The sequence below is a fragment of the Ruegeria sp. YKSD163 genome, from assembly GCF_059612905.1.
Window position 1 is genome coordinate 92,704 of record NZ_JBXWRM010000008.1, and the last position, 21,938, is coordinate 114,641.

16 protein-coding genes are annotated in these 21,938 nt (G+C 64.2%); 10 read left to right on the top strand and 6 right to left on the bottom strand.

Annotated elements, in window-relative coordinates; translation table 11 throughout:
• Positions 1-21 precede the first annotated feature (21 nt).
• Both AC2FNA_RS12340 and AC2FNA_RS12345 read right to left on the bottom strand, forming a co-directional pair.
• Positions 22-2,412: a thiamine pyrophosphate-binding protein gene (locus tag AC2FNA_RS12340; RefSeq protein WP_496826928.1), complete on the bottom strand. Its 2,391-nt coding sequence runs from the start codon at positions 2,410-2,412 to the stop codon at positions 22-24.
• A gap of 165 nt (positions 2,413-2,577) precedes the next feature.
• On the bottom strand, positions 2,578-3,780 hold the full coding sequence (locus AC2FNA_RS12345; protein ID WP_496826930.1) for a methionine gamma-lyase: 1,203 nt from the start codon (positions 3,778-3,780) through the stop codon (positions 2,578-2,580).
• Between the two features lie 116 nt (positions 3,781-3,896).
• On the opposite strand from AC2FNA_RS12345, the gene AC2FNA_RS12350 reads away from it, so the two are divergent.
• The gene (locus tag AC2FNA_RS12350; RefSeq protein ID WP_234140617.1) at positions 3,897-4,355 is read left to right on the top strand and encodes an Lrp/AsnC family transcriptional regulator; all 459 of its coding nucleotides are present in this window, start codon (positions 3,897-3,899) and stop codon (positions 4,353-4,355) included.
• Between the two features lie 56 nt (positions 4,356-4,411).
• Here the strand turns inward: AC2FNA_RS12350 and AC2FNA_RS12355 are convergent, their stop codons facing one another.
• Positions 4,412-6,625, bottom strand: a complete 2,214-nt coding sequence (locus AC2FNA_RS12355) for an NADP-dependent isocitrate dehydrogenase (RefSeq protein WP_496826932.1) — start codon at positions 6,623-6,625, stop codon at positions 4,412-4,414.
• A gap of 439 nt (positions 6,626-7,064) precedes the next feature.
• On the opposite strand from AC2FNA_RS12355, the gene AC2FNA_RS12360 reads away from it, so the two are divergent.
• Both AC2FNA_RS12360 and AC2FNA_RS12365 read left to right on the top strand, forming a co-directional pair.
• Positions 7,065-8,873 (top strand): GAF domain-containing protein, encoded by a 1,809-nt coding sequence (locus tag AC2FNA_RS12360; RefSeq protein ID WP_496826934.1) that lies wholly within the window; start codon positions 7,065-7,067, stop codon positions 8,871-8,873.
• A 185-nt stretch (positions 8,874-9,058) separates the two neighbouring features.
• Entirely contained in the window at positions 9,059-11,356 is a 2,298-nt protein-coding gene (locus tag AC2FNA_RS12365) for a Tex family protein (protein WP_496826936.1), read from the top strand.
• A 5-nt stretch (positions 11,357-11,361) separates the two neighbouring features.
• On the opposite strand, the gene AC2FNA_RS12370 is transcribed toward AC2FNA_RS12365, so the two are convergent.
• Positions 11,362-12,054 (bottom strand): DnaA N-terminal domain-containing protein, encoded by a 693-nt coding sequence (locus AC2FNA_RS12370; RefSeq protein WP_496826938.1) that lies wholly within the window; start codon positions 12,052-12,054, stop codon positions 11,362-11,364.
• 474 nt (positions 12,055-12,528) lie between these two features.
• Between AC2FNA_RS12370 and AC2FNA_RS12375 the strand changes: the two genes are divergently transcribed.
• Together AC2FNA_RS12375 and AC2FNA_RS12380 are read left to right on the top strand one after the other, a co-directional pair.
• Entirely contained in the window at positions 12,529-13,836 is a 1,308-nt protein-coding gene (locus AC2FNA_RS12375) for an AAA family ATPase (RefSeq protein WP_496826940.1), read from the top strand.
• The gene (locus AC2FNA_RS12380) at positions 13,833-14,930 is read left to right on the top strand and encodes a ParB/RepB/Spo0J family partition protein (protein ID WP_496826942.1); all 1,098 of its coding nucleotides are present in this window, start codon (positions 13,833-13,835) and stop codon (positions 14,928-14,930) included. The genes AC2FNA_RS12375 and AC2FNA_RS12380 overlap by 4 nt, the downstream gene beginning before the upstream one ends.
• Before the next feature lie 33 nt (positions 14,931-14,963).
• Here the strand turns inward: AC2FNA_RS12380 and AC2FNA_RS12385 are convergent, their stop codons facing one another.
• A complete protein-coding gene (locus AC2FNA_RS12385) occupies positions 14,964-16,010 on the bottom strand; it encodes a tyrosine-type recombinase/integrase (RefSeq protein ID WP_496826944.1) in 1,047 nt (348 codons plus the stop codon).
• Positions 16,011-16,346: 336 nt separating this feature from the next.
• Between AC2FNA_RS12385 and AC2FNA_RS12390 the strand changes: the two genes are divergently transcribed.
• The 4 genes from AC2FNA_RS12390 (at position 16,347) to AC2FNA_RS12405 (ending at position 19,674) form a co-directional block, all read left to right on the top strand.
• Entirely contained in the window at positions 16,347-16,892 is a 546-nt protein-coding gene (locus AC2FNA_RS12390) for a winged helix DNA-binding protein (protein WP_234140599.1), read from the top strand.
• 101 nt (positions 16,893-16,993) lie between these two features.
• Positions 16,994-17,479: a SixA phosphatase family protein gene (locus tag AC2FNA_RS12395; RefSeq protein ID WP_496826946.1), complete on the top strand. Its 486-nt coding sequence runs from the start codon at positions 16,994-16,996 to the stop codon at positions 17,477-17,479.
• 125 nt (positions 17,480-17,604) lie between these two features.
• Positions 17,605-18,564 carry an aminotransferase class IV gene (locus tag AC2FNA_RS12400; RefSeq protein ID WP_496826948.1) on the top strand — a complete coding sequence of 320 codons (960 nt, stop codon included), beginning with the start codon at positions 17,605-17,607 and terminating at the stop codon, positions 18,562-18,564.
• A gap of 42 nt (positions 18,565-18,606) precedes the next feature.
• Positions 18,607-19,674: a helix-turn-helix domain-containing protein gene (locus AC2FNA_RS12405; protein WP_496826950.1), complete on the top strand. Its 1,068-nt coding sequence runs from the start codon at positions 18,607-18,609 to the stop codon at positions 19,672-19,674.
• A 55-nt stretch (positions 19,675-19,729) separates the two neighbouring features.
• On the opposite strand, the gene AC2FNA_RS12410 is transcribed toward AC2FNA_RS12405, so the two are convergent.
• Positions 19,730-20,674 (bottom strand): GlxA family transcriptional regulator, encoded by a 945-nt coding sequence (locus tag AC2FNA_RS12410; RefSeq protein ID WP_496826952.1) that lies wholly within the window; start codon positions 20,672-20,674, stop codon positions 19,730-19,732.
• Between the two features lie 77 nt (positions 20,675-20,751).
• On the opposite strand from AC2FNA_RS12410, the gene AC2FNA_RS12415 reads away from it, so the two are divergent.
• Positions 20,752-21,912, top strand: coding sequence for an acyl-CoA dehydrogenase family protein (locus tag AC2FNA_RS12415; protein ID WP_496826954.1), 1,161 nt, complete (start codon positions 20,752-20,754; stop codon positions 21,910-21,912).
• Positions 21,913-21,938 lie beyond the last annotated feature (26 nt).

The following is a 21,938-nucleotide window of genomic DNA, read 5'->3' on the forward strand; positions in this document are numbered from 1 at the left end:
TCCGGCAGCCGGGGGCAAGCCCTATCCGACCAGCCGCGCCGGTTGCCCCGGGCGACCGGCGGTCAGCCCCTCGACCCGTTCGACAATCGCGCCCGCGTCGATGCCGAAATGGCGGTAGAGATCGCCGATGGTGCCGGTCTGGCCAAAATGCTCGACCCCCAGGGGGATGGTCCGGTGCCCGGCCACCGAGCCCAGCCAGCCCAGCGTCGCCGGATGCCCGTCGATCACCGTCACCAGCCGGCAATGCGGCGACAATTCCCCCATCAGCCGTTCGATATGCGACAGCGCCGCCGGGTTGCCGCGCGCCCGCGCCCGCTGCGCGGCGCTCCAGCCCGCGTTCAGCCGGTCGGCCGAGGTCACCGCCAGCACGCCGACATCGCGGCGCGCCTCACCCAGCAGGCCGGCGGCGCGGATCGCCTCGGGCGCCACCGCGCCCTGATAGGCGATCACCACCTCGGCATTGGGCCCCGGCTTGCGCAGCCAATAGGCGCCGTCAATGGCCCCCTGGCGGAACGCGTCGTCCACCCGCTTGCCCGGTTGTTCGATCGGATTGGTCGAGAGCCTGAGATAGACGCTGCCCCCGGTCTCGTCGCGCAGCCATGTGCGCTCGTCCGGATCACCCTCGCCATCGCGTTGCAGATAGTCGAAGGCCCATTCCATGATCACTGCCAGCTCGTCGGCGAAGGCGGGTTCGAACGCGGCCAACCCGTCCTGGCTCATCCCGATGAGCGGCGAGCCGATGGATTGATGCGCGCCCCCTTCGGGTGCCAGCGTCACGCCCGAGGGCGTGCCCACCAGCAGAAACCGCGCATCCTGGTAACAGGCATAGTTCAGCGCATCGAGACCGCGCGCCACAAACGGGTCATAGACCGTGCCGACCGGGATCAGCCGCTTGCCGAACAGCGAATGGCTCAGCCCCGCCGCGCCCAACAGCAGCATCAGGTTCATCTCGGCGATGCCCAGCTCGATATGCTGGCCCTTGGGGGTGAACTCCCATTTCGCGGTCGAGGGGATCTTGTGCTCGATAAAGGCATCGGCCTGATCCTTGCGGGCAAACAGCTTGCGCCGGTTCACCCAGGGGCCAAGGTTCGTCGTCCCGGTCACATCAGGCGAGGTGGTGACGATGCGCGCCGCCAATTCGCTGTCGCCCTTGCTGAGATCGTCCAGCACCTTGCCAAAGGCCGCCTGGGTCGAGATCTCGCGGTCGCTCGCAATCTCGATCCCCGGCACGGCAAGGCGGGCATCGGAAAACCGCCGCCGCCCCTTGGCGAAAAACGGCACGCCGTCCAGGAATGCGCGCAGCGCGGCGGGGTCGGCAACGGTGGCCAGCGGCTCCCATTCCTGCCCCTCGGGCACACCCATATGGGCCTGCCAGGCGGCGAACTGGGTCTTGTTCATCAGCCCGCCATGATTGTCCTTGTGTCCCGCGATCGGCGTGCCCCAGCCCTTGACCGTATAGGCCAGGAAACAGGTGGGCCGGTCATGGTCGATAGCGGCGAATGTCTCGGCCATGGTGGCCACGCAATTGCCGCCGAGGTTTTCCATCAGCTCGGCCAGCTCGTCATCGCTGCGCCGGTCAAGCAGCGCCGAGACCGGACCCTGATCGCCCAGATCCTCCATCAACCGTTTGCGCCAGACCGCACCGCCCATGAAGGTCAGCGCCGAATATTGCTGGTTCGGGCAGGCGTCGATCCAGGCGCGCAGGGCATCGCCGCCCGGCTCCTGAAACGCGGCCCGTTGCAGGGCGCCGTATTTGATCCGCACCACGTCCCAGCCAAAGGCGTCGAAAATCTTCTCGACCCGCTCGAACAGACCCTCTCGCACGATCCCGTCCAGCGACTGGCGGTTATAGTCGATGATCCACCAGCAATTGCGCAGGTCGTTCTTCCACCCTTCTTGCAGGGTCTCGTACACATTGCCCTCGTCCAGTTCGGCATCGCCCACCAGCGCCACCATCCGGCCCATGGGCGCGCCCTGCCCCCAGTCCTTGGCGGCAATGTAATCCTGCACCAGCGCGGCAAAGGCGGTGACTGCCACGCCCAGACCCACCGAGCCGGTCGAGAAATCGACGTCATCCACATCCTTGGTGCGGCTGGGATAGGATTGCACCCCGCCATAGCCACGGAAATTCTCCATCCGCGCGCGGTCCAGGTTGCCCATCAGATACTGGATGGCATGGAACACCGGGCTGGCATGGGGTTTCACCGCCACCCGGTCCTCGGGGCGCAGCGCGCTGAAATAGAGCGCCGTCATGATCGACACCATCGAGGCCGAGCTGGCCTGATGCCCGCCGATCTTGATCCCGTCCACCTTGGGGCGGATGTGGTTGGCGTGGTGGATCATCCAGTGCGACAGCCACAGGATGCGTTGTTCGATGGTCTTGAGATGGCTAAGGTCCTGCGGCGTGCTCATCGGCGCTCTCCTTGCAATGCGGGATCAGACCCGCCCGGCGAAGTCTATCATTTCCCTGCCCCGGTCGCGCGGGGTTTCACCGCCGGGTTTGCCCCGCGCATCGGTCCGGTCAGGGGTATTCGGGGGCCGCGCGCCCCTCCCCGAGGCGCGCGGCTGCCACCGCCCTCAGGCGGCGGCCTGAACCTGGGGTGCGTCCAGTGACTGCGCCAGATCGGCCAGGATATCCTCGACCTCTTCCAAACCCACCGACAGGCGGACCAGCCCGTCGCTGATGCCGTGCTCGGCCCGCTCCTCGGGCGTATAGGTGGAATGGGTCATCGAGGCGGGATGCTGGATCAGCGTCTCGGCATCGCCCAGCGACACCGCGCGGGCGATCATGTTCAGCCGGTTCATCATCGCCCGGCCCGCATCCATGCCGCCCTTGAGTTCAAACGCGATCATCGCGCCGGGCTGGGCCATCTGCCGGTTCGCCAGCTCGTGCTGCGAGAAAGACGCCAGACCGGGGAAATACACCTCGCCCACCGCCGGATGCGCGGCCAGCCATTCGGCCACCACCTGGGCCGAGGCGCAATGCCGATCCATCCGCAGCGCCAGCGTTTTCAGCCCGCGCAGGATCAGCATCGCGTTGAACGGGGCCATCACCGCGCCGGTCATGTCCTTCATTCCGTAAAGGCGGATCTCGCTGATCTGCTCGGCACCGCCCACCACAAGGCCCGCCACCACATCGCCATGGCCGCCCAGATATTTGGTGGCCGAATGCAGCACGATATCGGCGCCCATCTCGATGGGCCGGGTCAGGTAAGGGGTGGCATAGGTATTGTCGACCACGACCGAGGCACCGGCGCCGTGTGCGATCTCGCTCACCGCCGCGATATCGACCAGCCGCATGTTCGGGTTGGCCGGCGTCTCGAAATAGACCACGCGGGTCTTGTCGCTGATCGCGGTTTTCAGGTTCTCGGGGTCGGTCAGGTCCACATGGGTGATGGTCACCCCCCATTTCGCCAGCCCGTGCCGCATATAGGAAAAGGTGCAGCCATAAAGCGTCTTGTCCACGATCACCTCGTCGCCGGGCGACAACAGTGTCCACAGAACGGCGGTGATCGCGCCCATGCCCGAGGACAGCGCCAGCCCGGCCTCGGCCCCTTCGAGCGTGGCGATGCGCTGTTCCAGCAGGTCGAGCGTCGGGTTCGAGATACGCGAATAGATATGCCCCTGACGTTTGCCCGCGAACATCTCGCCCCCGGCCTCGGCGGTCTCGAACGCAAAGGTCGAAGTCAGATGGAGCGGCGGCGTTAGCGCGCCCTCGTGATCCAGCGGATCATAGGCGTGGTGAATGGCGCGGCTGGCAAAGCCCTTGGCATGGGTCATGGCGGGATCTCCTGATCTGATGTTGCGGACAGGATATCCAAGTCAAACTGCGATTAGATTGCAAATACTGCCAATAAATGCTCTAGTATTAGCAGTTTCTGCCAAAGAAGACGAAAATGGATAGCAAAGATCGCCAGATCATCCGCGCCCTGCAACAGGACGGACGCATGACCAACCAGGACCTGGCCGAAAAGGTGAGTCTCTCGCCCTCGCCCTGCCTGCGCCGCCTGCGCAATCTTGAAAAGAGCGGCGCCATCCGGGGCTTTGCCGTCGATGTGGATCCGGCCGCCTATGGGCTGCCGATCACCGTCTTTGTCCGCATCCGGCTGGAACGCCACAATCAGGAGGACGTGCAGCGGTTCGAAACCCGCGTGCGCCAGATCGACGAAGTGCTGGAATGCCACATCATGACCGGCGCGATGGATTACCAGCTGCGGGTGGTGGTGTCGGGGCTGGACGCTTACGAACAGTTCATCCGCACCCGTATCCACCCCATCGGAGGCATCGCCTCGATCGACACCAGTTTCGTCTACAGCACGGTGAAGAAGACGGCGGTGTTCCCGCGTTTGGGATGACACGAAAAAGGGCGCGGGGGGTGGCCCCGCGCCCCTGAACTTTCAAACCATCAGGCTCAGCCGATGATCGCGTTCAGCGTCGCAGACGGCCGCATGATCGCCGCCTTTTTCTCGGCCGAGGGCTTGTAATAGCCGCCGATATCCGCGGATTTGCCCTGGGCTGCGGCCAGTTCGGTCAGGATCGCCTGCTCGCCATCGGCCAGCGCCTTGGCCAGCGGGGCGAATTCGGCGGCCAGATCGGCATCGTCGGATTGCGCCGCCAGCGCCTCGGCCCAGTAGCGGGCGAACCAGTAATGGCTGTCGCGGTTGTCGGGCTGACCCACCTTGCGGCTGGGACTGCGGTTGAAATCCAGAATACCCTGGGTCGCCGCCTCGGCGGCGCGGCCCAGCACCCCGGCCTTGGCATTGCCGCGGCTGTCGGCGAGGAAGTTCAGGCTTTCCCCCAGCGCGCAGAATTCACCCATCGAATCCCAGCGCAGGTGGTTTTCCTCGACCAGCTGCTGCACATGTTTCGGGGCCGAACCACCGGCGCCGGTCTCGAACAGCCCGCCGCCCTGCATCAGCTTGACGATCGACAGCATCTTGGCGCTGGTGCCCAACTCCAGGATCGGGAACAGGTCGGTCAGGTAATCGCGCAGCACGTTGCCGGTGATGGCGATGCTGTCCTTGCCTGCGGTGATGGTCTTCAGCGATTGCGCCGTCGCCTCGCGCGGTGCCAGGATCTGGAACTTGTCGGCCACGCCCGCCGCTTCGAGCACCGGTTTGACATAGGCGATCAGCTGCGCGTCATGGGCGCGGTTGGCATCCAGCCAGAAGATCGCCTCGGACCCGGTCAGGCGCTGACGGTCCATCGCCAGCTGGATCCAGTTCTCGATGGGCGCCTTCTTGACGGTGCAGGCACGCCAGATATCGCCCGCCTCGACCGCGTGCGAATGCAGCACGTCGCCATTTGCCAGCACGATACGGATCGTTCCGTCTGCGGGCGCCTCGAACGTGGTCGGGTGCGACCCGTATTCCTCGGCCTTCTGTGCCATCAGGCCAACGTTGGCCACCGACCCTGCGGTGGTCACGTCCAGCGCGCCGTTGGCCTTGAAGAAGTTGATGGTCTCATCATAGACGGTCGCATAGCAGCGGTCGGGGATAACGCAGTTGGTGTCGCCCTTGGCGCCGGTCTCGTCCCAGCCCTTGCCGCCCGCGCGGATCACGGCGGGCATCGAGGCGTCGATGATCACGTCTGACGGAACGTGCAGGTTGGTGATGCCCTTGTCGCTGTCGACCATGTACATGGCCGGACGATCCGCCTTGACCGCCTCGATGGCGGCCAGGATCTCGGCGTCACCCTTCACCCGCTCCAGCAGGTCGCCCAGACCGGAATTCGGGTTCACCCCCAGCGCCGCCATGCGGTCGCCGAATTTCTCGAACACCGGCGCCAGCCAAGCCTTGACCGCATGGCCAAAAATGATCGGGTCCGAAACCTTCATCATCGTGGCCTTCATGTGCAGCGAGAACATGGTGCCGTCGGCCTTGGTGTCCTCGATGGCATCGGCCAGAAACGCGCCAAGCGCCTTGACCGACATGAACGTCGCATCGGCAACGGTACCTTCGTCCAGCTGCCAGTTCTTTTTCAGCTCCGTCACGCTGCCATCGGCGCCGATGAACTCGATCCGGGCCTTGCCCGCCTGCGCGGCGGTGATGGTGGCCGATTTCTCGTTGGCATAGAAATCGTTGCCCGGCATCGAGCTGACCTTGGTTTTCGAGGTCGAGACCCATTCCCCCATCGAATGCGGGTTCTTCTGCGCATAGCTCTTGACTGCCTTGGCCGAACGACGGTCCGAGTTGCCTTCGCGCAGGACCGGGTTCACCGCCGAGCCCTTGATCGCGTCATAGCGCGCGCGCACTTCCTTTTCCGCGTCGGTTGCGGGCGCCTCGGGATAGGACGGGATGTCGTAACCCTGGTTCTGCAATTCCTCGATCGCGGCCACCAGTTGCGGCACCGAAGCCGAGATGTTGGGCAGCTTGATCACATTGGCGGTGGGCGTCTTCACCAGCTCGCCCAGGGCGGCCAGATCGTCGGACTGGCGCTGTTCGGCGGTCAGGTTTTCCGGGAAGGTCGCGATGATGCGGCCCGCCAGCGAGATATCGGGGGTGCCAACCGTGATATCCGCCGCCGAAACGAACTTGCGGATGATCGGCAGGAACGAGGCGCTGGCCAGCTCCGGCGCTTCGTCTACAATGGTATACAATATGTCGGAGTTCATTTTATCAGCCATATTCTCTTACCTTTTTTAGCCTTTCCTGGGGCGTGCGATCCGAGAGTGTGTTGCCACATCCATTGCGGCGCGGGGGAATCGGACCATCGGTCCGACACCGGTTACTCTGATTTGACAGGCTCCCCATACATGGGCGCGCGCCGCGTTTCAATCGAGGGAGACTGCGCATTTTGCCCCAGTCTGCGCAAATCCGCGTGCGCGGGCAGCACGGGCGCCAGATCAGCTCGGATTCAAATGCGCAAAATCAGAGAGTTTTGCGCATATGTGAGGCATCAAGTTGCACGATGGCGCGTCGGGTCACATCACGCCGGATTGCGGCTGCGCCGGGTGATACAGCGCTTGAACCAACTTCAACAATGCGAGGCTTTGGCAAGACTCTGCTCTGCTGTATAGCTTGAGCCCAATGTCTAATTCGCACTCCAGATGGGCTAGACCGGCTATGGTGGAAGATTCAGAACGGGACAATCTGCTGGTCGAACTGCATCGCGGACGTCAGCGTGAAGAAGCGACTCGGGGTATTCTCGAGGTCATTCAAAGGTCGCGTGATGACGAAGGGCCTGTATTCGAGGCTATTCTCACCCATGCGGCAGAGCTGTGCGAGGCAAGCCAAGCCTCCCTGCAACTTGCGAATGCATCAAGGACGCACTTTGAGATTGCCTCTTACTGGGGGTTTGAGAAAACGGCCTTCAGCGCAGGCGGTTCAGCGCCCCTGGACAGTGGTCGACCGATTCCAGAGGTCATTCGCACCGGAAACACGATCAATATCGCCGATCTGCGCGATACCGATTTCTATCGTGATCAAGACCCGGTTATCAAACACGTGGTAGACCTCGAAGGTGTGCGCTCTTGGCTGATCGTGCCACTGATGAATGGACCGCAAGCGATTGGCGCGATTGCTCTGAGCCGCAAGGAGGTCAAACCTTTCGTCGAAGCCGAACTGCGCTTGGTCGAAAGCTTCGCCGCGCAGGCGGTGATTGCCATCGAGAATTCACGCCAGTTCCGCGAGGTGCAGGACAGGCTGGAGCGAGAGAAGGCCAGCAGTGAGATACTCGGCCTCATTTCCCGAAACCGCGATGATGAAAAGCCGGTTTTCGATGTGATCCTTGCCAATGCAAGTCAGCTTTGCAACGCCTCTGTTGCTGCGCTTGTGCTTCTCGATGAGGCTCGAACCGAACTGACTATTGCTGCTTTGCAGGGAAGTTTCAGGAATTTCGCTGTCGGAACGTCCAAATTCACCCTCGATGGTGATTTTGGCGCCTGCCTCGCCGTCCGTGAAACCCGGATTGTCCATCGGCGTTCGACAAGAGACATCCAAAACGTCGAAGCGCGCCGGGACCTCGAGGATGATGGCGTTCGCGCTGTCCTTTGGGTTCCGCTCATGAGAGCAACCGAAGCAATTGGGGTGCTGGGCCTTTTCCGGCCTGTTGAAAGTGCTTTCTCTGAAAGCGAGATCGGTCTTGTGGAAACCTTTGCTGCCCAGGCGGTGATCGCGATCGAGAATGTGCGACAATTCCGTGCGCTCGCCGACCGCACTGCCGAAGTCGAAGCACTCAACGCCTCGCTCGAATCTCGGGTAAGCGAACAGGTGGACGAGATCGAGCGGATGGGCCGCCTGAAGCGCTTCCTGCCAGCGGCAGTGGCCGATACTGTCGTCTCCTCCGGTTCGGAAGAGTTGCTGTCGAGCCACCGAGCGCTTCTGGGCGTGCTCTTCTGTGACATCCGCGGCTTCACCGCCTTCTGCGAAACGGCCGAACCCGAGGAGACCATCGAGGTCCTGCAGACCTATCACGAGGAGATGGGCAAACTGATCAGCACCCATGGCGCAGGCGTCGATCACAGGATGGGCGACGGGATCATGGTTCTCTTCAACGATCCGCTGCCCTGCGAGGATCCGGCTGGGGATGCCGTGCGGCTTGCCATCGCAATGCAGGCACGCATGACCGAACTCTGCCGCACATGGAAGCGCATGGGGTACCGGCTGGGCTTCGGGGTCGGCGTATCGCTTGGATATGCGACCGTCGGCATGGTCGGCTTCGAGGGACGGTTCGACTACACCGCCTCGGGTACGGCGATCAACATCGCCTCGCGGCTCTGCGACGAAGCCGAAGACGGCGAAATCCTTCTCAGCCCGAGAGCCGCGATTGCAGTCGAGGACACGTTCCAGGTCGGGTCTCGCGGTGAATTGAGCCTCAAGGGGCTTCGGGAACCGATCGAGGTTTTCAGATTGGCAATCGGCTCTGCGACTTGAGCGCGGAAGTCGACCGGGTTTCCAAGGGTCTTCTTCGGGCCGGTTTCCAATAGTCTTGACGTGCGCCGGAACAGGTCAGCTGCTACTCCAGCCAACGACCGTTGACAGCGCCCGGCGCTCACCCCCTTCCCCTCCCCTGCCCCGCTGGCTAGATAGGAGCTCCAACCTATCTGGGAGAAGTTTTCTTGGACCGTATCGCCCGCACCATCGCCGCCGAAATCAATGCCCGCCCCGAACAGGTGGATGCCGCGGTCAAGCTGCTGGACGAAGGCGCCACCGTGCCCTTTGTCGCCCGCTACCGCAAAGAGGCGACCGGGGGGCTGGACGACACCCAATTGCGTACGCTGGCCGACCGGCTGACCTATCTACGCGAGCTTGAGGCGCGGCGCGAGACGATCCTGGGCTCGATCCGCGATCAGGGCAAGCTGACCGACGAGCTGTCGCTCTCCATCGCACGGGCCGAGACCAAGGCGCAGCTCGAAGACATCTATCTGCCCTACAAGCCCAAGCGCCGCACCAAGGCGATGATCGCCCGCGAGAACGGGCTGGAACCGCTGGCCGAGGCCATTCTGGCCGACCGCCGCGCCGAGCCCGAGGTGCTGGCCCAGGGTTATCTCTCCGAGGCGGTGCCCACCACCAAGGATGCCCTGAACGGCGCCCGCGACATCCTGGCCGAGCGCCTGACCGAAGATGCCACTCTGCTGGGCGATTTGCGCGCCTTTCTCCACCGCGAGGCGATGCTGAGCGCCAAGGTGATAGAAGGGCAGGAACAGGCGGGCGCCAAGTTCTCCGACTATTTCGCCCATTCCGAGAAATGGGCCACCACGCCGTCACACCGGGCGCTGGCCATGCTGCGCGCCCAGAAAGAGGGCGTCGTGACGCTGGACATCGCCCCCGATGCCGAGGGCGCGGCGCGCGCCGAAACCATGGTGGCCTCGCGGCTGGAAACCCGTGGCACCGGCCCCGGTGACGAGTGGCTGCGCAAAGTGGCGGGCTGGACCTGGCGGGTGAAACTGTCGCTGTCGATGATGGTCGACCTGATGGGCGATCTGCGGGCCCGCGCGCAGGAAGAGGCGATCCAGGTCTTTGCCCGCAATCTCAAGGACTTGCTCTTTGCCGCCCCGGCCGGGGCGCGACCCACTCTGGGGCTTGATCCCGGCATCCGCACCGGGGTCAAGGCGGCGGTGGTCGATGCCACGGGCAAGCTGGTGGCGACCGACACGCTCTATCCGTTCCAACCCAAGAACGACCTGCGCGGCGCGCAGGCCAGCATCGCCCGGATGATCGCCCAGCACGGCATCGAACTGATCGCCATCGGCAACGGAACCGCCAGCCGCGAGACCGAACGGATGGTGGCTGACACGCTGAAGCTGCTGCCGAGTTCGGTGAAGGCCCCCACCAAAGTGGTGGTGAGCGAGGCCGGCGCTTCGGTCTATTCCGCCTCGGAACTTGCGGCGCGCGAATTCCCCGATCTCGACGTTTCGTTGCGCGGCGCGGTGTCCATCGCCCGGCGGCTGCAGGACCCGCTGGCCGAACTGGTCAAGATCGAACCCAAAAGCATTGGCGTCGGCCAGTACCAGCACGATGTCGACCAGCACCGGCTGGGCCAGATGCTCGAGGCGGTGATCGAGGATGTGGTGAACGCGGTCGGTGTCGACCTCAACACCGCCTCGGCGCCGCTGCTGGCGCATGTCTCGGGGCTGGGGCCGGGCCTGGCCGACGCCATCGTAGCCCATCGCGACGTGAACGGCGCCTTTGCCGCGCGGCGAGACCTGCTCAAGGTGGCCCGCCTTGGTCCCCGCGCGTTCGAGCAATGCGCAGGCTTCCTGCGCATCCGCGACGGCAAGGAGCCGCTCGACGCCAGCGCCGTGCACCCCGAGGCCTATGAGGTCGCCCGCCGCATCGTCGGCGCCTGTGGCCGCGATATCCGTCAGATCATGGGGCATGAGGGCGCTTTGAAAGGTCTGCGGGCGGAACAGTTCGTGACCGATGCATTCGGCCTGCCCACCGTGCGCGACATCCTGGCCGAACTGGAAAAGCCCGGCCGCGATCCGCGCCCCAGTTTCGTGACCGCCTCTTTTGCCGACGGGGTCGAGGACATCACCGACCTGCGCCCCGGAATGGTGCTGGAAGGCACCGTAACCAACGTCGCGGCCTTTGGCGCCTTTGTCGATATCGGGGTGCATCAGGACGGGCTGGTGCATGTCAGCCAGCTGGCCGACCGGTTCGTCAAGGACCCGCATGAGGTGGTCAAGACCGGCCAGGTGGTCAAGGTCACGGTCACCGAGATTGATGTACCCCGCAAGCGGATCGGCCTGACCATGCGCAAGGATGGCGGCGCCTCGGCCCGGCAGGAGAAACCGGCCCGCTCTGGCAGCCCCAAGGATCGCAACCCGCGCGGACCGATGCAATCAGGGCCCAAGGGCGGTGGTAACACCGGCGCGTTGGGGGCGGCGCTTCAGGACGCGTTCCGCAAACGCTAAGGCCCCTACCCTGCCGCCTCGATCCGGATTGACCGGATCGAGGGGTCGAGGCGTGAATAGACGGCCAGCAGCCGCCCGCTCCATTTTGCGGCGATGTAATCGGCCATGAACCGGCTGGGCGCCATCAGCACCGCCCGCCCGTCGCCGCGCTCAACCTCGGTCAGATGCTGGAACCAGCTCGACCACAACTCCGGGTCGCGCCCATGGAGCGCCGCCTGTACCTGCGCCCAAACCGGATCGTCGCTGGCCTCTGCCCGCGGGGGCGGTACATGCAGGGGCACCACATTGCCTGCGGTTTCGGCTTGCGGTGTCTCATCCAGTCGCGCCTCGAAATCCGGCCCGATCACGGCCCAGCTGTCGCGTGTGTCCAGCAGCATCTGTTTCAGGTCCAGCTCATAGACACTGACCCGGCCCCGCACGCCCGGACGTTTCACCGTGACCCAGCCCAGCGTGCGCAGCCGCGCCATCTCGCGTTTCACGGTACGTTCGTCCACCGACCACAGTCGCGCAATCTCGTCCCGGCCCATGGACAGCTCGTTGCGTTGCCAGTTGTAACGGGTGGTGATCAGCGCCGAAAGCCGCAGGATCAGCCGCTGGCGATGCTTGTCACCGGCCAGCGCATGCACCGCCAGCGCAGACAGGATATCGTATTTGAGGGCCGACGCATTGCGTCCGACCGGTTTTGCGATCTGCATCATCCAACTCTCTGCCCGTCTGCCTCGACGTTGGGATCTGCTGTCCCTTGCTGCCGGTCCGGCGTCTTCTCAACGCTTTTCCCGATCTTGGAGTAATTAGCGTCCAAAGCTTCGATTCTGTCAAGCGGCTTGGACCAAGGCCCCCTACCCTTCCCCTTTTCAAAGAAAGAAAAAGGGTGAAGTACTGGTGAGGGGGGACACGCTGTCTGTCCCCGTATCTTCCCCGTTTGTCCCCCTATCAGGGGTATTCCGGCGCCTAAGTGACCCCATATCTTGCGGAGCGTAACCGGAGAAACTCGGTCGAATCGCGGCGCTCTGTCAGCCCTGGTCCCGAATCGGAAGCGTCCTGTTTTCAAGGGCTTTCTTACCCGTGGGTAAGGTCGCATTCTCATGATATTTCCTTTTGCCATAAATGCAAATACAGCGTAAATGGGTAACCACAGATAATTAGCGTCCTGAGAAAAGGAAGCCCGAGGCATGTATACGCACGAAGACCTGAGCCACCTGCGCAACCAGTCGCTGAAGCTGCAAGGCTGGATCCGGCAGCAGACCTTCAGCCCCGAGATGGAGAAGACGCTGCGCCGCTTTTCCAGCTGGGAGGTGAGCGAGCTGATCTTTAACGTCAACCAATCGACCTTTCGCGGCAAGCTGGTCGCCGACCCCACCCTGCCCGGTGGCGAGGTCGAACCCGATGGCCGCCAGCGCTGGTTCAGTCTGGAAGAGGTGAACGAGCTGCGCCGTCGGCTCAAGATCAACCGCAAGTCGCTGATGCCGCCGCGCCCGGCGGGCAAGCGCGCGATCCGCGCGGCGGTGGCCAATTTCAAGGGCGGCGCTGGCAAGTCGACCGTCGCCCTGCATCTGGCCCATGCCGCCGCACTGGATGGCTATCGGGTGCTGGTGGTCGATTTCGACCCGCAGGCGACGCTGAGCCATTCCATGGGTCTGACCGACGTGGCCGAGGATTACACCGTCTGGGGCATCATGGCGCGCGACCTGATCCGCGAGACCGAGCGGATGAACAACCGCGCCGCCGCCGCCGAAAGCGGCACCACCCTGCCCCGCCGCCAGTTGCCTGCCTCGATCACCGGCATGGGGCTGGGCGATCTGCGGGTGGGTGATTTCATCAAGCCCAGTTCCTGGTCGACGATCGACGCGATCCCCTCTTGTGCCAACGCGGCCTTTGTCGAATTCGCCAGTGCGCAGTACCGGCACCTGAACCCGGAATGGTCCTTCTTTGCCGCCGTGTCGCGCTATCTCGATCAGATTCCCGATGACGCCTATGACCTGATCCTGTTCGATTGCCCGCCCGCCATCGGTTATCAGTCGATGAACGCGGTGTTTGCCGCCGACATGCTCTATATCCCCTCGGGGCCCGGCTATTGGGAATACGACTCGACCACCTCTTTCATCGGGCAATTGGCCGAGGCGTTGGAGGATCTGTCGCACGGGTTCGACGGCGTCTTACCCACGGGTAAGATCGGCCTGCCCAAGACCTTTGCCGAGATCCGCTTTATCCTGACCCGCTACGAGCCGGGCAATGCCCTGCACCAGGCGATGTATGAGGCGTTCCGCAAGGTGTTTGGCCATCACGTCACGGAACATCCGGTCGAGATGACGCGCGCGGTGGAACAATCCGGCCGCTTCCTCAATTCGGTCTACGAGATGGATTACCGCGAGATGACGCGGGAAACCTGGCGCCGCGCGCGCGGCACTTTCGACAATGCCTATCACGAGTTCCGCGAGGTGATGTTGTCGGCCTGGTCCAAGCTGGAGGATGACGCATGACCCGCAAGCGCAGAATCTTCGATATCGACATGCCGGCGATGGAGGACATCCCCGTTGGCAAGGTCCCCGACAAGGTGCTGGACAAACACCGGCGGGGCCCGATGGCGACCGCGATCTCGGAAAACGCTGACGCGCTGCGCGACCGTCAAGAGACCGAGGACCGCATCCGCGCCGAAAACGACCAGCTGGCGCATGAATTGGTGCGGTTGAAGAAAGAGGGGTTGATCACCGATCTGGTGCCGCTTGACGCGGTCCATGCCGAGCGGCTGACCCGCGACCGCGCCGCCGGGCCGGACCCGGAGCTGGACGAGCTGAAAACCTCGATCCGCGAGATCGGGCTGTCGAACCCGATCCGGGTCGAGAAGCGCGCCGAGGGCGGCTACGAACTGGTGCAGGGCATGCGGCGCCTGTCGGCCTATCGTGCGCTGTACGAAGAAACCGGGGATGGACGGTTCGCCCGCATTCCGGCGGGCATCCTGGCCAATGCGCCGACGGATGATCAATACCGGCGTATGGTGGACGAGAACCTGATCCGCAAGGATATCTCGTTTGCCGAAATGGGCGCGCTGGCACGCGCCTATGCCGAGGACCCGACCAATGATTGCGCCGATGTCGACAAGGCGGTGTCGGTCCTGTTCAAATCCGCCAGCTATACCAAGCGCAGCTATATTCGCGCCTTTGCCAGCCTGCTGATGATGCTGGGCAAGTCGCTGGAACACCCCAACGAGATTCCGCGCAATGTGGGTGTCGATCTTAAACGCAAGCTGGATGGCGATCCGGGGTTGGTCCGGGCGGTCAGCTCTGCCTTGATGGCGCAGCCTGGGCGGAGTGCGGCGGACGAGGTGGCGATCCTGCGCGGCTTTACCGAAGGGGCAGGGGCGCCGGAACCGCAGGCGCGCACGCCTGCGCCCAGTGGCGACAAGACCCGCCGGGCCAAGACCACTTTTCAGATCAGCCGCCCGAGCGGGATCGCGAAATGCTCGGCCTCGAACGGGCGGATCGACCTTCGTTACAATCTGGATTTCACCCGCATCGACCGGCAGAAGCTGGAACAGGCGGTGGCGAAACTGATCGACAGTCTGCAAGAGGACTGACGATATGCGGTCTTACCCACGGGTAAGACCGCCTTACCCCAGCAGATCGGTTGCGGGGTTTTCGACAATCTCAACATCGTCGTAATAGCGCTGCGCCTGCGCCACCGAGCGATGCAGGCTAAGCCGCATCGCTGCCTGGATCGGTGCGCCGTCCAGCGCCGCCTGGGTCAGAAAGCCCGAGCGCAACCCGTGCGGCGTGGCGAAATTCTGCGGCAGCCCAGCAAGCTGCAACCGGTGGCGCAGGATCTGATAGACGGCGTCCGGGGTCAGGCGGCGGGTCAGCACGCGGTCGGATTTCGACACCGGGCGGAACAGCGCGCCATCGGTGATGCCGGACACCTCCAGCCAATGCACCAACGCTTGCGCAGCGCGGCCCTTGAGCACCAGCCGGGGCGTTGCACCGCGCCGGGTGGTTTTGGTTTCGATCAGTGACAACCAGATGATGCCCTCGATTGCGAAATCCTTGAGCGAAACATCCTCGACCCGGATCGCGGTAATCTCGGACCGACGGCGGCCGCCGCTTGCCCAGCCCAGCATCAACAGCGCCCGGTCACGGCAATCGCGGCGCGAGCCGCGGCAGGTGGCGAGCAGCTGTTCCAGAACCGGCCGGGTGATCGGGTTGCGCGACTTGGGCGCGGTGGTTCGCGCCGCCGCGCGCCGGGCCTTGGCACGGGCCTGTTTCAGCAGTGGGCTGTCGAACGGGCTGTCGAGGTTCTTCATCCGGTGAAAGGCCTGCCACGAGGCGATGCGCCGGTTCAGGGTTGCGGGGGCCGGGCAGGTCAGCGAGCGGCGCAGGCCACGCGCGATCAGCGCCTCGGCCACTTCTCGGGTGGGGCCGGTCGCGTCGCTCAGGTCGCGGCTGTGATCGAGGATGAAGCGCAGCGCGCATTCATGGTGTTCTGGCCAGACAAGAGGCGCATCAAAGCTGAGCTGTTTCCAGGCGGTGAGATAGAGCAGGTCCCGCTCGTAAGCGCGCAGCGTGTTTTCCGGCGTGCCGCGTACATAGAGATCGTTGAGCGCCTGACGGTCGCTGTCGGCGAGGGAAGGGGGCGTCAAAGGCTGCGGGATAGAGGGTTTCATGGGGGCGAGGGTGGCAGATTCCGGCGCGCCTGCCAAGAGACATGATAATAGAAAGTTATCACGAGTAACTAATCAGATTCGCGCTTCTCCAAGTAGTGTGCAAAAAGTAACAATTTTGAGCGCAAGAAGCAGAGGTATCATGTATCGAAAGAAGAAACCGGGTTGCGTCATAACCAACGGTATGGCGATGCGGTCGGGGATACGGCAGGTTTTGCCAATCCGGTGCTGTTGCCGAGAATGGCGCCGATTTGCTGTAATCTTGACGCCGTTTCTTGTGGATTTTGTCAGGGTTTCGTAGGCTGAGGCGGATGTTTTCAAGCCGATTGGACCCTGACCTTGAGCCAGAAATCCCAGCCCTCCGGCCCCGCAAAGCCGACCTCGACCCCCATCGTCTCGTCCGATCACCTGGCGGGGACCGATCAAGGCTGGCAGTTCAGCGAACTCGAATACGCGATGACGATGACCTATAACGCGTTCTCGCGCTGGATGACCCATTGCATGAAGGCGGTGGGCTACAAGGATTTCAACCCGCTCGACATTCTGGTGCTGCACAATGTGAACCACCGCGGCAAGGAGAAGCGGCTGTCCGATATCGCCTTCATGCTGAACGTCGAGGACAATCACACCGTCAATTACGCGCTCAAGAAACTGGCCAAGGCGGATCTGGTGACGGGCCGCAAGGTGGGCAAGGAGATGTTCTATTCCACCACCGATCAGGGGCGGCAGGTCTGCGAGGCTTACCGCGACGTGCGCAAGGCCTGTCTGCTGGACGCGGCCGAGGCGACCGACCGCGACTATGACGAAATCAGCCATGTCGCACGGGTGCTGCGCAGCGTCTCGGGGCTCTATGATCAGGCGTCGCGCTCGGCGGCGTCACTGTGATCTTGTCCCCTGGCGTCGGGCGAGGGGTGGCGTCGCATGACCCTTAAGGCCTATGCTTGGGCATAGGCTCGACGATGGAAATCCGAAGGGGGGACCGATCCATGCGCATGTTCCTAGTCGCTTTGCTGCTTGCCCTGACGGGACTGCCCGCCGCTGCTCAGGAAGCCGTCTATCTGATTAGACATGCGGAAAAGGAATTTTCCGGGGCCGATCCCGCGCTGACACCAGAGGGACGGCAGCGCGCCTCGGATTGGGCTGAGATGCTGCGCCATGTCGGCCTGGACGCGATCATAACCTCGGACGCGCTGCGGACCCGGCAGACTGGCGGGATCGTCGCGGATGCACTCGGGCTTGAGGCGACCGCATTGCCCAGAGAGGATATTGCCGGCCTGCTGGACGTTCTGGAATTCGATCACGACGCAAACACGGTTTTGATCGTCGGCCATGCCGAGACCATTCCACGCATTCTGGCGAAGCTTGGTCTGTCTGACGACGTGAGCATTGATCAGAGCGCGTTTGCCAACCTGTTTGTCGTTCTGAGGCCCGCGTCAGATGATCCGGTGCATCTCCACCTTCAGATGCCGTGACCGCGCGGCCCAGATCGCTTTGGGTGTTCCTGCCGGTGCATCATCGGCCTGAGGGCAACTGACGCTTTCCAACGATGCGCGCTGCGCCTAGGGTCGGGGCCGGATACAGCAGTCAGGACCATCAGATGACGACCCCCCAACCAGACACGGCCGCCCGCACCACCCATGATGCCGAGGCCGACGCACGCAACAGCGATATCCTGATCTATGTGGATGGCGAACTGGTGCACCGGGACCAGGCCAAGGTCTCGGTCTATGACAGCGGCTTCATGCTGGGCGACGGCATGTGGGAGGGGATGCGGCTCTATGACGGGGAATGGGCGTTCTTCGACGCGCATATGGATCGCCTCTTCAACTCGTGCAAGGCGGTGGCGCTGGAGATCGGCAAGACGCCCGAGGAGATCCGCGCCATCCTGGACCGCACGGCGGCGGCCAATGGCATGACCGGTGATGCCCATTGCCGGCTGATGATCACGCGGGGGCGCAAGGCCAAGCCGTTCCAGCATCCGGGCCTGTCGAAATGGGGGCCGACCATCGTGGCGATCGTCGAACATTCGGTGCCCTCCGAGCGGGTGCAGGGAACGGGGATTCGGCTTGCCTCGGTGCCGCAGGTGCGCGGGTTGCCGCACAGTCAGGACCCAAAGTTCAACAGCCATTCCAAGCTGAACTGCGTGATCGCATGTTTGCAGGCCGAGCAGGCGGGCGCCGATGAGGCGCTGATGCTGGACCCGCATGGGTTCGTGAACACCACCAATGCCTGCAACTTCTTCATCGTGCGGCGGGGCGAGGTTTGGACCTCGACCGGGGATTACTGCATGAACGGGGTGACGCGGGCCAATGTGATCACGCTGTGCCGCGACGCTGGGATCCCGGTGTTCGAAAAGAACTTCTCGCTCTACGAGGCCTATGGCGCGGACGAGGCGTTTCTGACCGGCACTTTTGGCGCCCAGACCCCGGTGGCCGAGATCGACGGGCGGTTGATCGGCGCGGGCGGTGGAGCCGGGCCGGTGACCCAGCGGCTGCGCGCGCTTTACAAGGCGATGGTGGCGCAGAACGTGGCCGAGCAGAAGGCCCGGCGCGGATGAGCACCGCTTTGCGGGCGTATCGCGCGGCGCTATAATCTGGGCATGACACGCAAGCCCGATCCATATGACGAGGCCGAGGGGATCCCCGGCCCCTATGACAGCGACCCGGTCGAGGAGGACGACCTGTGGTTCCTGCCCGCGCAAGAGCCGGGCGAGGACGAGGTCGATCCGCTGTTTCCCACGCCGCGCGCGGCGCAGCCTTTGTTGTTCGATCCGCTCGAATGGCGCGCGGCGCAGGATGCGCTGTCGGCTGATCTGGCCGATCTGGCGCTGGCTTTCGGGGCGCTGGACGAACGGCTGCGGGCCGGGCCGGGCCAATGGGTGCAGCGGCTGGCACTTTTGGAGGTGGCCGATCTGGGCTGGTGGGCCGGAGACCGCATCGGGGCCGAGCGGCTGGCGCTGTGGTCCGGGTTGCGGCTGGGCGCCACGAGCGAGGATGTGCAGGCGCTGGCCCGGGCCGGTTGGGCGGTGCGTCGGTTGAGCGGAGGCCCCGCGCCGGACGCGGGCGGCTGGGCCGAGGGGCTGGCCGGGTTTCTGGACCGCTCCGGTGCCGAGGGCGATACGGTGCCCGAGACGGTGGCCGATCTGGGCGATGTGATGGCGGCGGCGGTGGCTCTGCACCCTGCGACGCGGGCGGCGATGCTGTTTCACTGCTGGACCATGCTGGGGCAGGGGCCCTCGGTCGGGCTCGAGGCGGCGGTGATGGCGGCGCGCCACGGCGCCGCGATGGGTCGCGGCGGTGCGCTGTTCCTGCCGCTGGCGCTGTCGGGTCCGGGCGCGCTGCGCGGTGCGGGTACGGCGGAGCAGAAGCTGACCGCCTGGTTGCGCGGGGCGGCGCAGGCGGTGACGGCCGCGCTGTTGCATCTGGACCGGGTGGCGACCTGGAGCGCGCGGGCAAGCGAGAAGACAGGCGATCTGAGCGGGCGGACCCCGCCCGCGCTGATCGAGGTGCTGACCGCCTGGCCGATGGTGACCGCGCCGCTGGCCGAGGCCCAGACGGGCGCCTCGCGCGCGGCGGTGCAACGCAACCTCGACCTGTTCGCGCGCCGTGGATTGGTGCGCGAGGTCACCGGACAAGGCCGATACCGGGTCTGGACGGCTGCGGTGTGAGCCGTTTTCCGATCCGGAAAACGGCCCGGAAAACGCGACGTTTTCCGGCCCCGCCTCAGCCGTTTGCGCGCAAACCTCTGGGGGGTTGGCCGAAGCGGGCGCGAAAGGCGCGGGTCAGGGCGCTGGCATTGTCATAGCCGCAGCGGGTCGCGATCTCGGACACGGGCAGGTCGGTCTCGGTCACCAGCTTGCGCGCCAGGTTCAGGCGCAGCCGTCGATAGACCGTTTGCGGCGTCGCATCGAAGGCCGCCCGCATCCGGGTTTCCAGCGTCTTTTGCGTGCAGCCCGCGCGCCGGGCGATCTCGGCGATGGGCAGGGGCTGTTCCAGCGTGTCCTGCATCACCATCACCGCCCGGTTCACCTGCCGGGTCCCGCCACCCGCCGGGGCGTCATGGGAGCGCGCCGAATCCCGCGTCATGAACAGCTGCGCCACCTCCAGCGCCAGCAATTGTCCGTGGTCGCGCCCGATCAGATGCAGGATCAAATCAAAGGCTGCCATCGCCCCGGAACAGGTGATGCGCGCGCCGTCCAGCACGAAACGCTCGCGCAGGGTCTCGACCTGGGGAAAGGTTTCGGCAAAGCGGGTAAGCTCCTCCCAGTGGATGGTGGCCCGATGTCCGTCCAGCAGCCCCGCCCGCGCCAGCAGCCAGCTGCCGGTATCGAGCCCGGCCAGCACCGGATAACGCTGCGCCGCCGCCCGCAGCGCGCGCAGGGTGGCCCAGCCCTCGAGGTCGCGAAACCCATAAGAGGGCATCACCAGCAGCATCGCGCCCCGGCCCGCCGCAAGCCGGTCATGTGGCGCCACCTGCAGGCCCGAGGAGCTGTGCACCGCTGCCCCGTCCGGGGTCAGGAACCGCCAGGCATAGAGCGGCTGGCGCGACAGCATGTTGGCGGCGCGCATCGGTTCCACCGTATTGGCCAGGCAGTGGTTCGAGAAATTGTCGAACAACAGCACATCGTAAACCTGAGTCTGTGCCGAAGTATTTGTCCGATCCTGCATGATGAATGACTAACCCTGCACGATAGATGCGCGCAAGCCGGGATTTCCTGTTTCAAACCGCAACAGGAGCCCGTGCCATGCATTTCGGATTGAGCGAAGAGCAGGAGATGATCGTCTCTACCGTTCGCAGCTTTGTGGAGAAGGAGATCTATCCCCACGAGGATTTGGTGGAGCGCAGCGGCGAGGTGCCCAAGGAGATCGCCGACGAGATCAAGCGCAAGACGATCGAGCTGGGCTTTTATGCCTGCAACTTTCCCGAGGAGGTCGGTGGCGCGGGCCTGTCGCATCTGGAGTTTGCCCTGGTCGAGCGGGAATTGGGGCGGGGCTCGATGGCGCTCAACCATTTCTTCGGGCGGCCTCAGAACATTCTGATGGCCTGCGAGGGTGAGCAGCGCGACCGCTACTTGCTGCCCGCCGTTCGCGGCGAGCGGATGGATGCGCTGGCGATGACCGAACCCGGTGCGGGGTCGGATGTGCGGGGGATGAAATGTTCGGCCGTGCGCGATGGCGGCGACTGGGTGGTGAACGGGACCAAGCATTTCATCTCGGGCGCCGATCATGCGGATTTCATCATCGTCTTTATTGCGACGGGTGAGGACATGACGCCGAAAGGCCCAAAGAAACGCATCACGGCGTTTCTTGTCGACCGGGGCACGCCCGGTTTCACCATCCGCGATGGATACCGCTCGGTCAGCCACCGGGGCTACAAGAACATGGTGCTGGAATTCGACGATTGCCGCCTGCCGGATGCGCAGGTACTGGGCGAGGTCGATGGGGGCTTTGCGGTTATGAACGAATGGCTCTATGCCACCCGGATCACCGTTGCCACCATGAGCGTGGGTCGCGCGCGGCGGGTTTTCGACTATGCGCTGAACTATGCGGCAGAGCGGGAACAGTTCGGGCAGGCCATCGGCAAGTTCCAGGGCGTCAGCTTTCAGATCGCCGACATGATCACCGAGATCGACGCCGCCGACTGGCTGACCCTGGCGGCGGCCTGGCGTCTGGATCAGGGTCTGCCCGCCAATCGCGAGATCGCCAGCGCCAAGGTCTATGCCAGCGAGATGTTGGCGCGGGTCACCGATACCACGCTGCAGATTTTCGGTGGCATGGGGCTGATGGACGATTTCCCGATCGAGCGGTTCTGGCGTGATGCACGGGTCGAGCGGATCTGGGACGGCACCAGCGAGATCCAGCGCCATATCATCAGCCGCGACCTGCTGCGTCCGCTGGGGGCGTGATGGCGCGCGGTCGGGTTCGCGCTGAA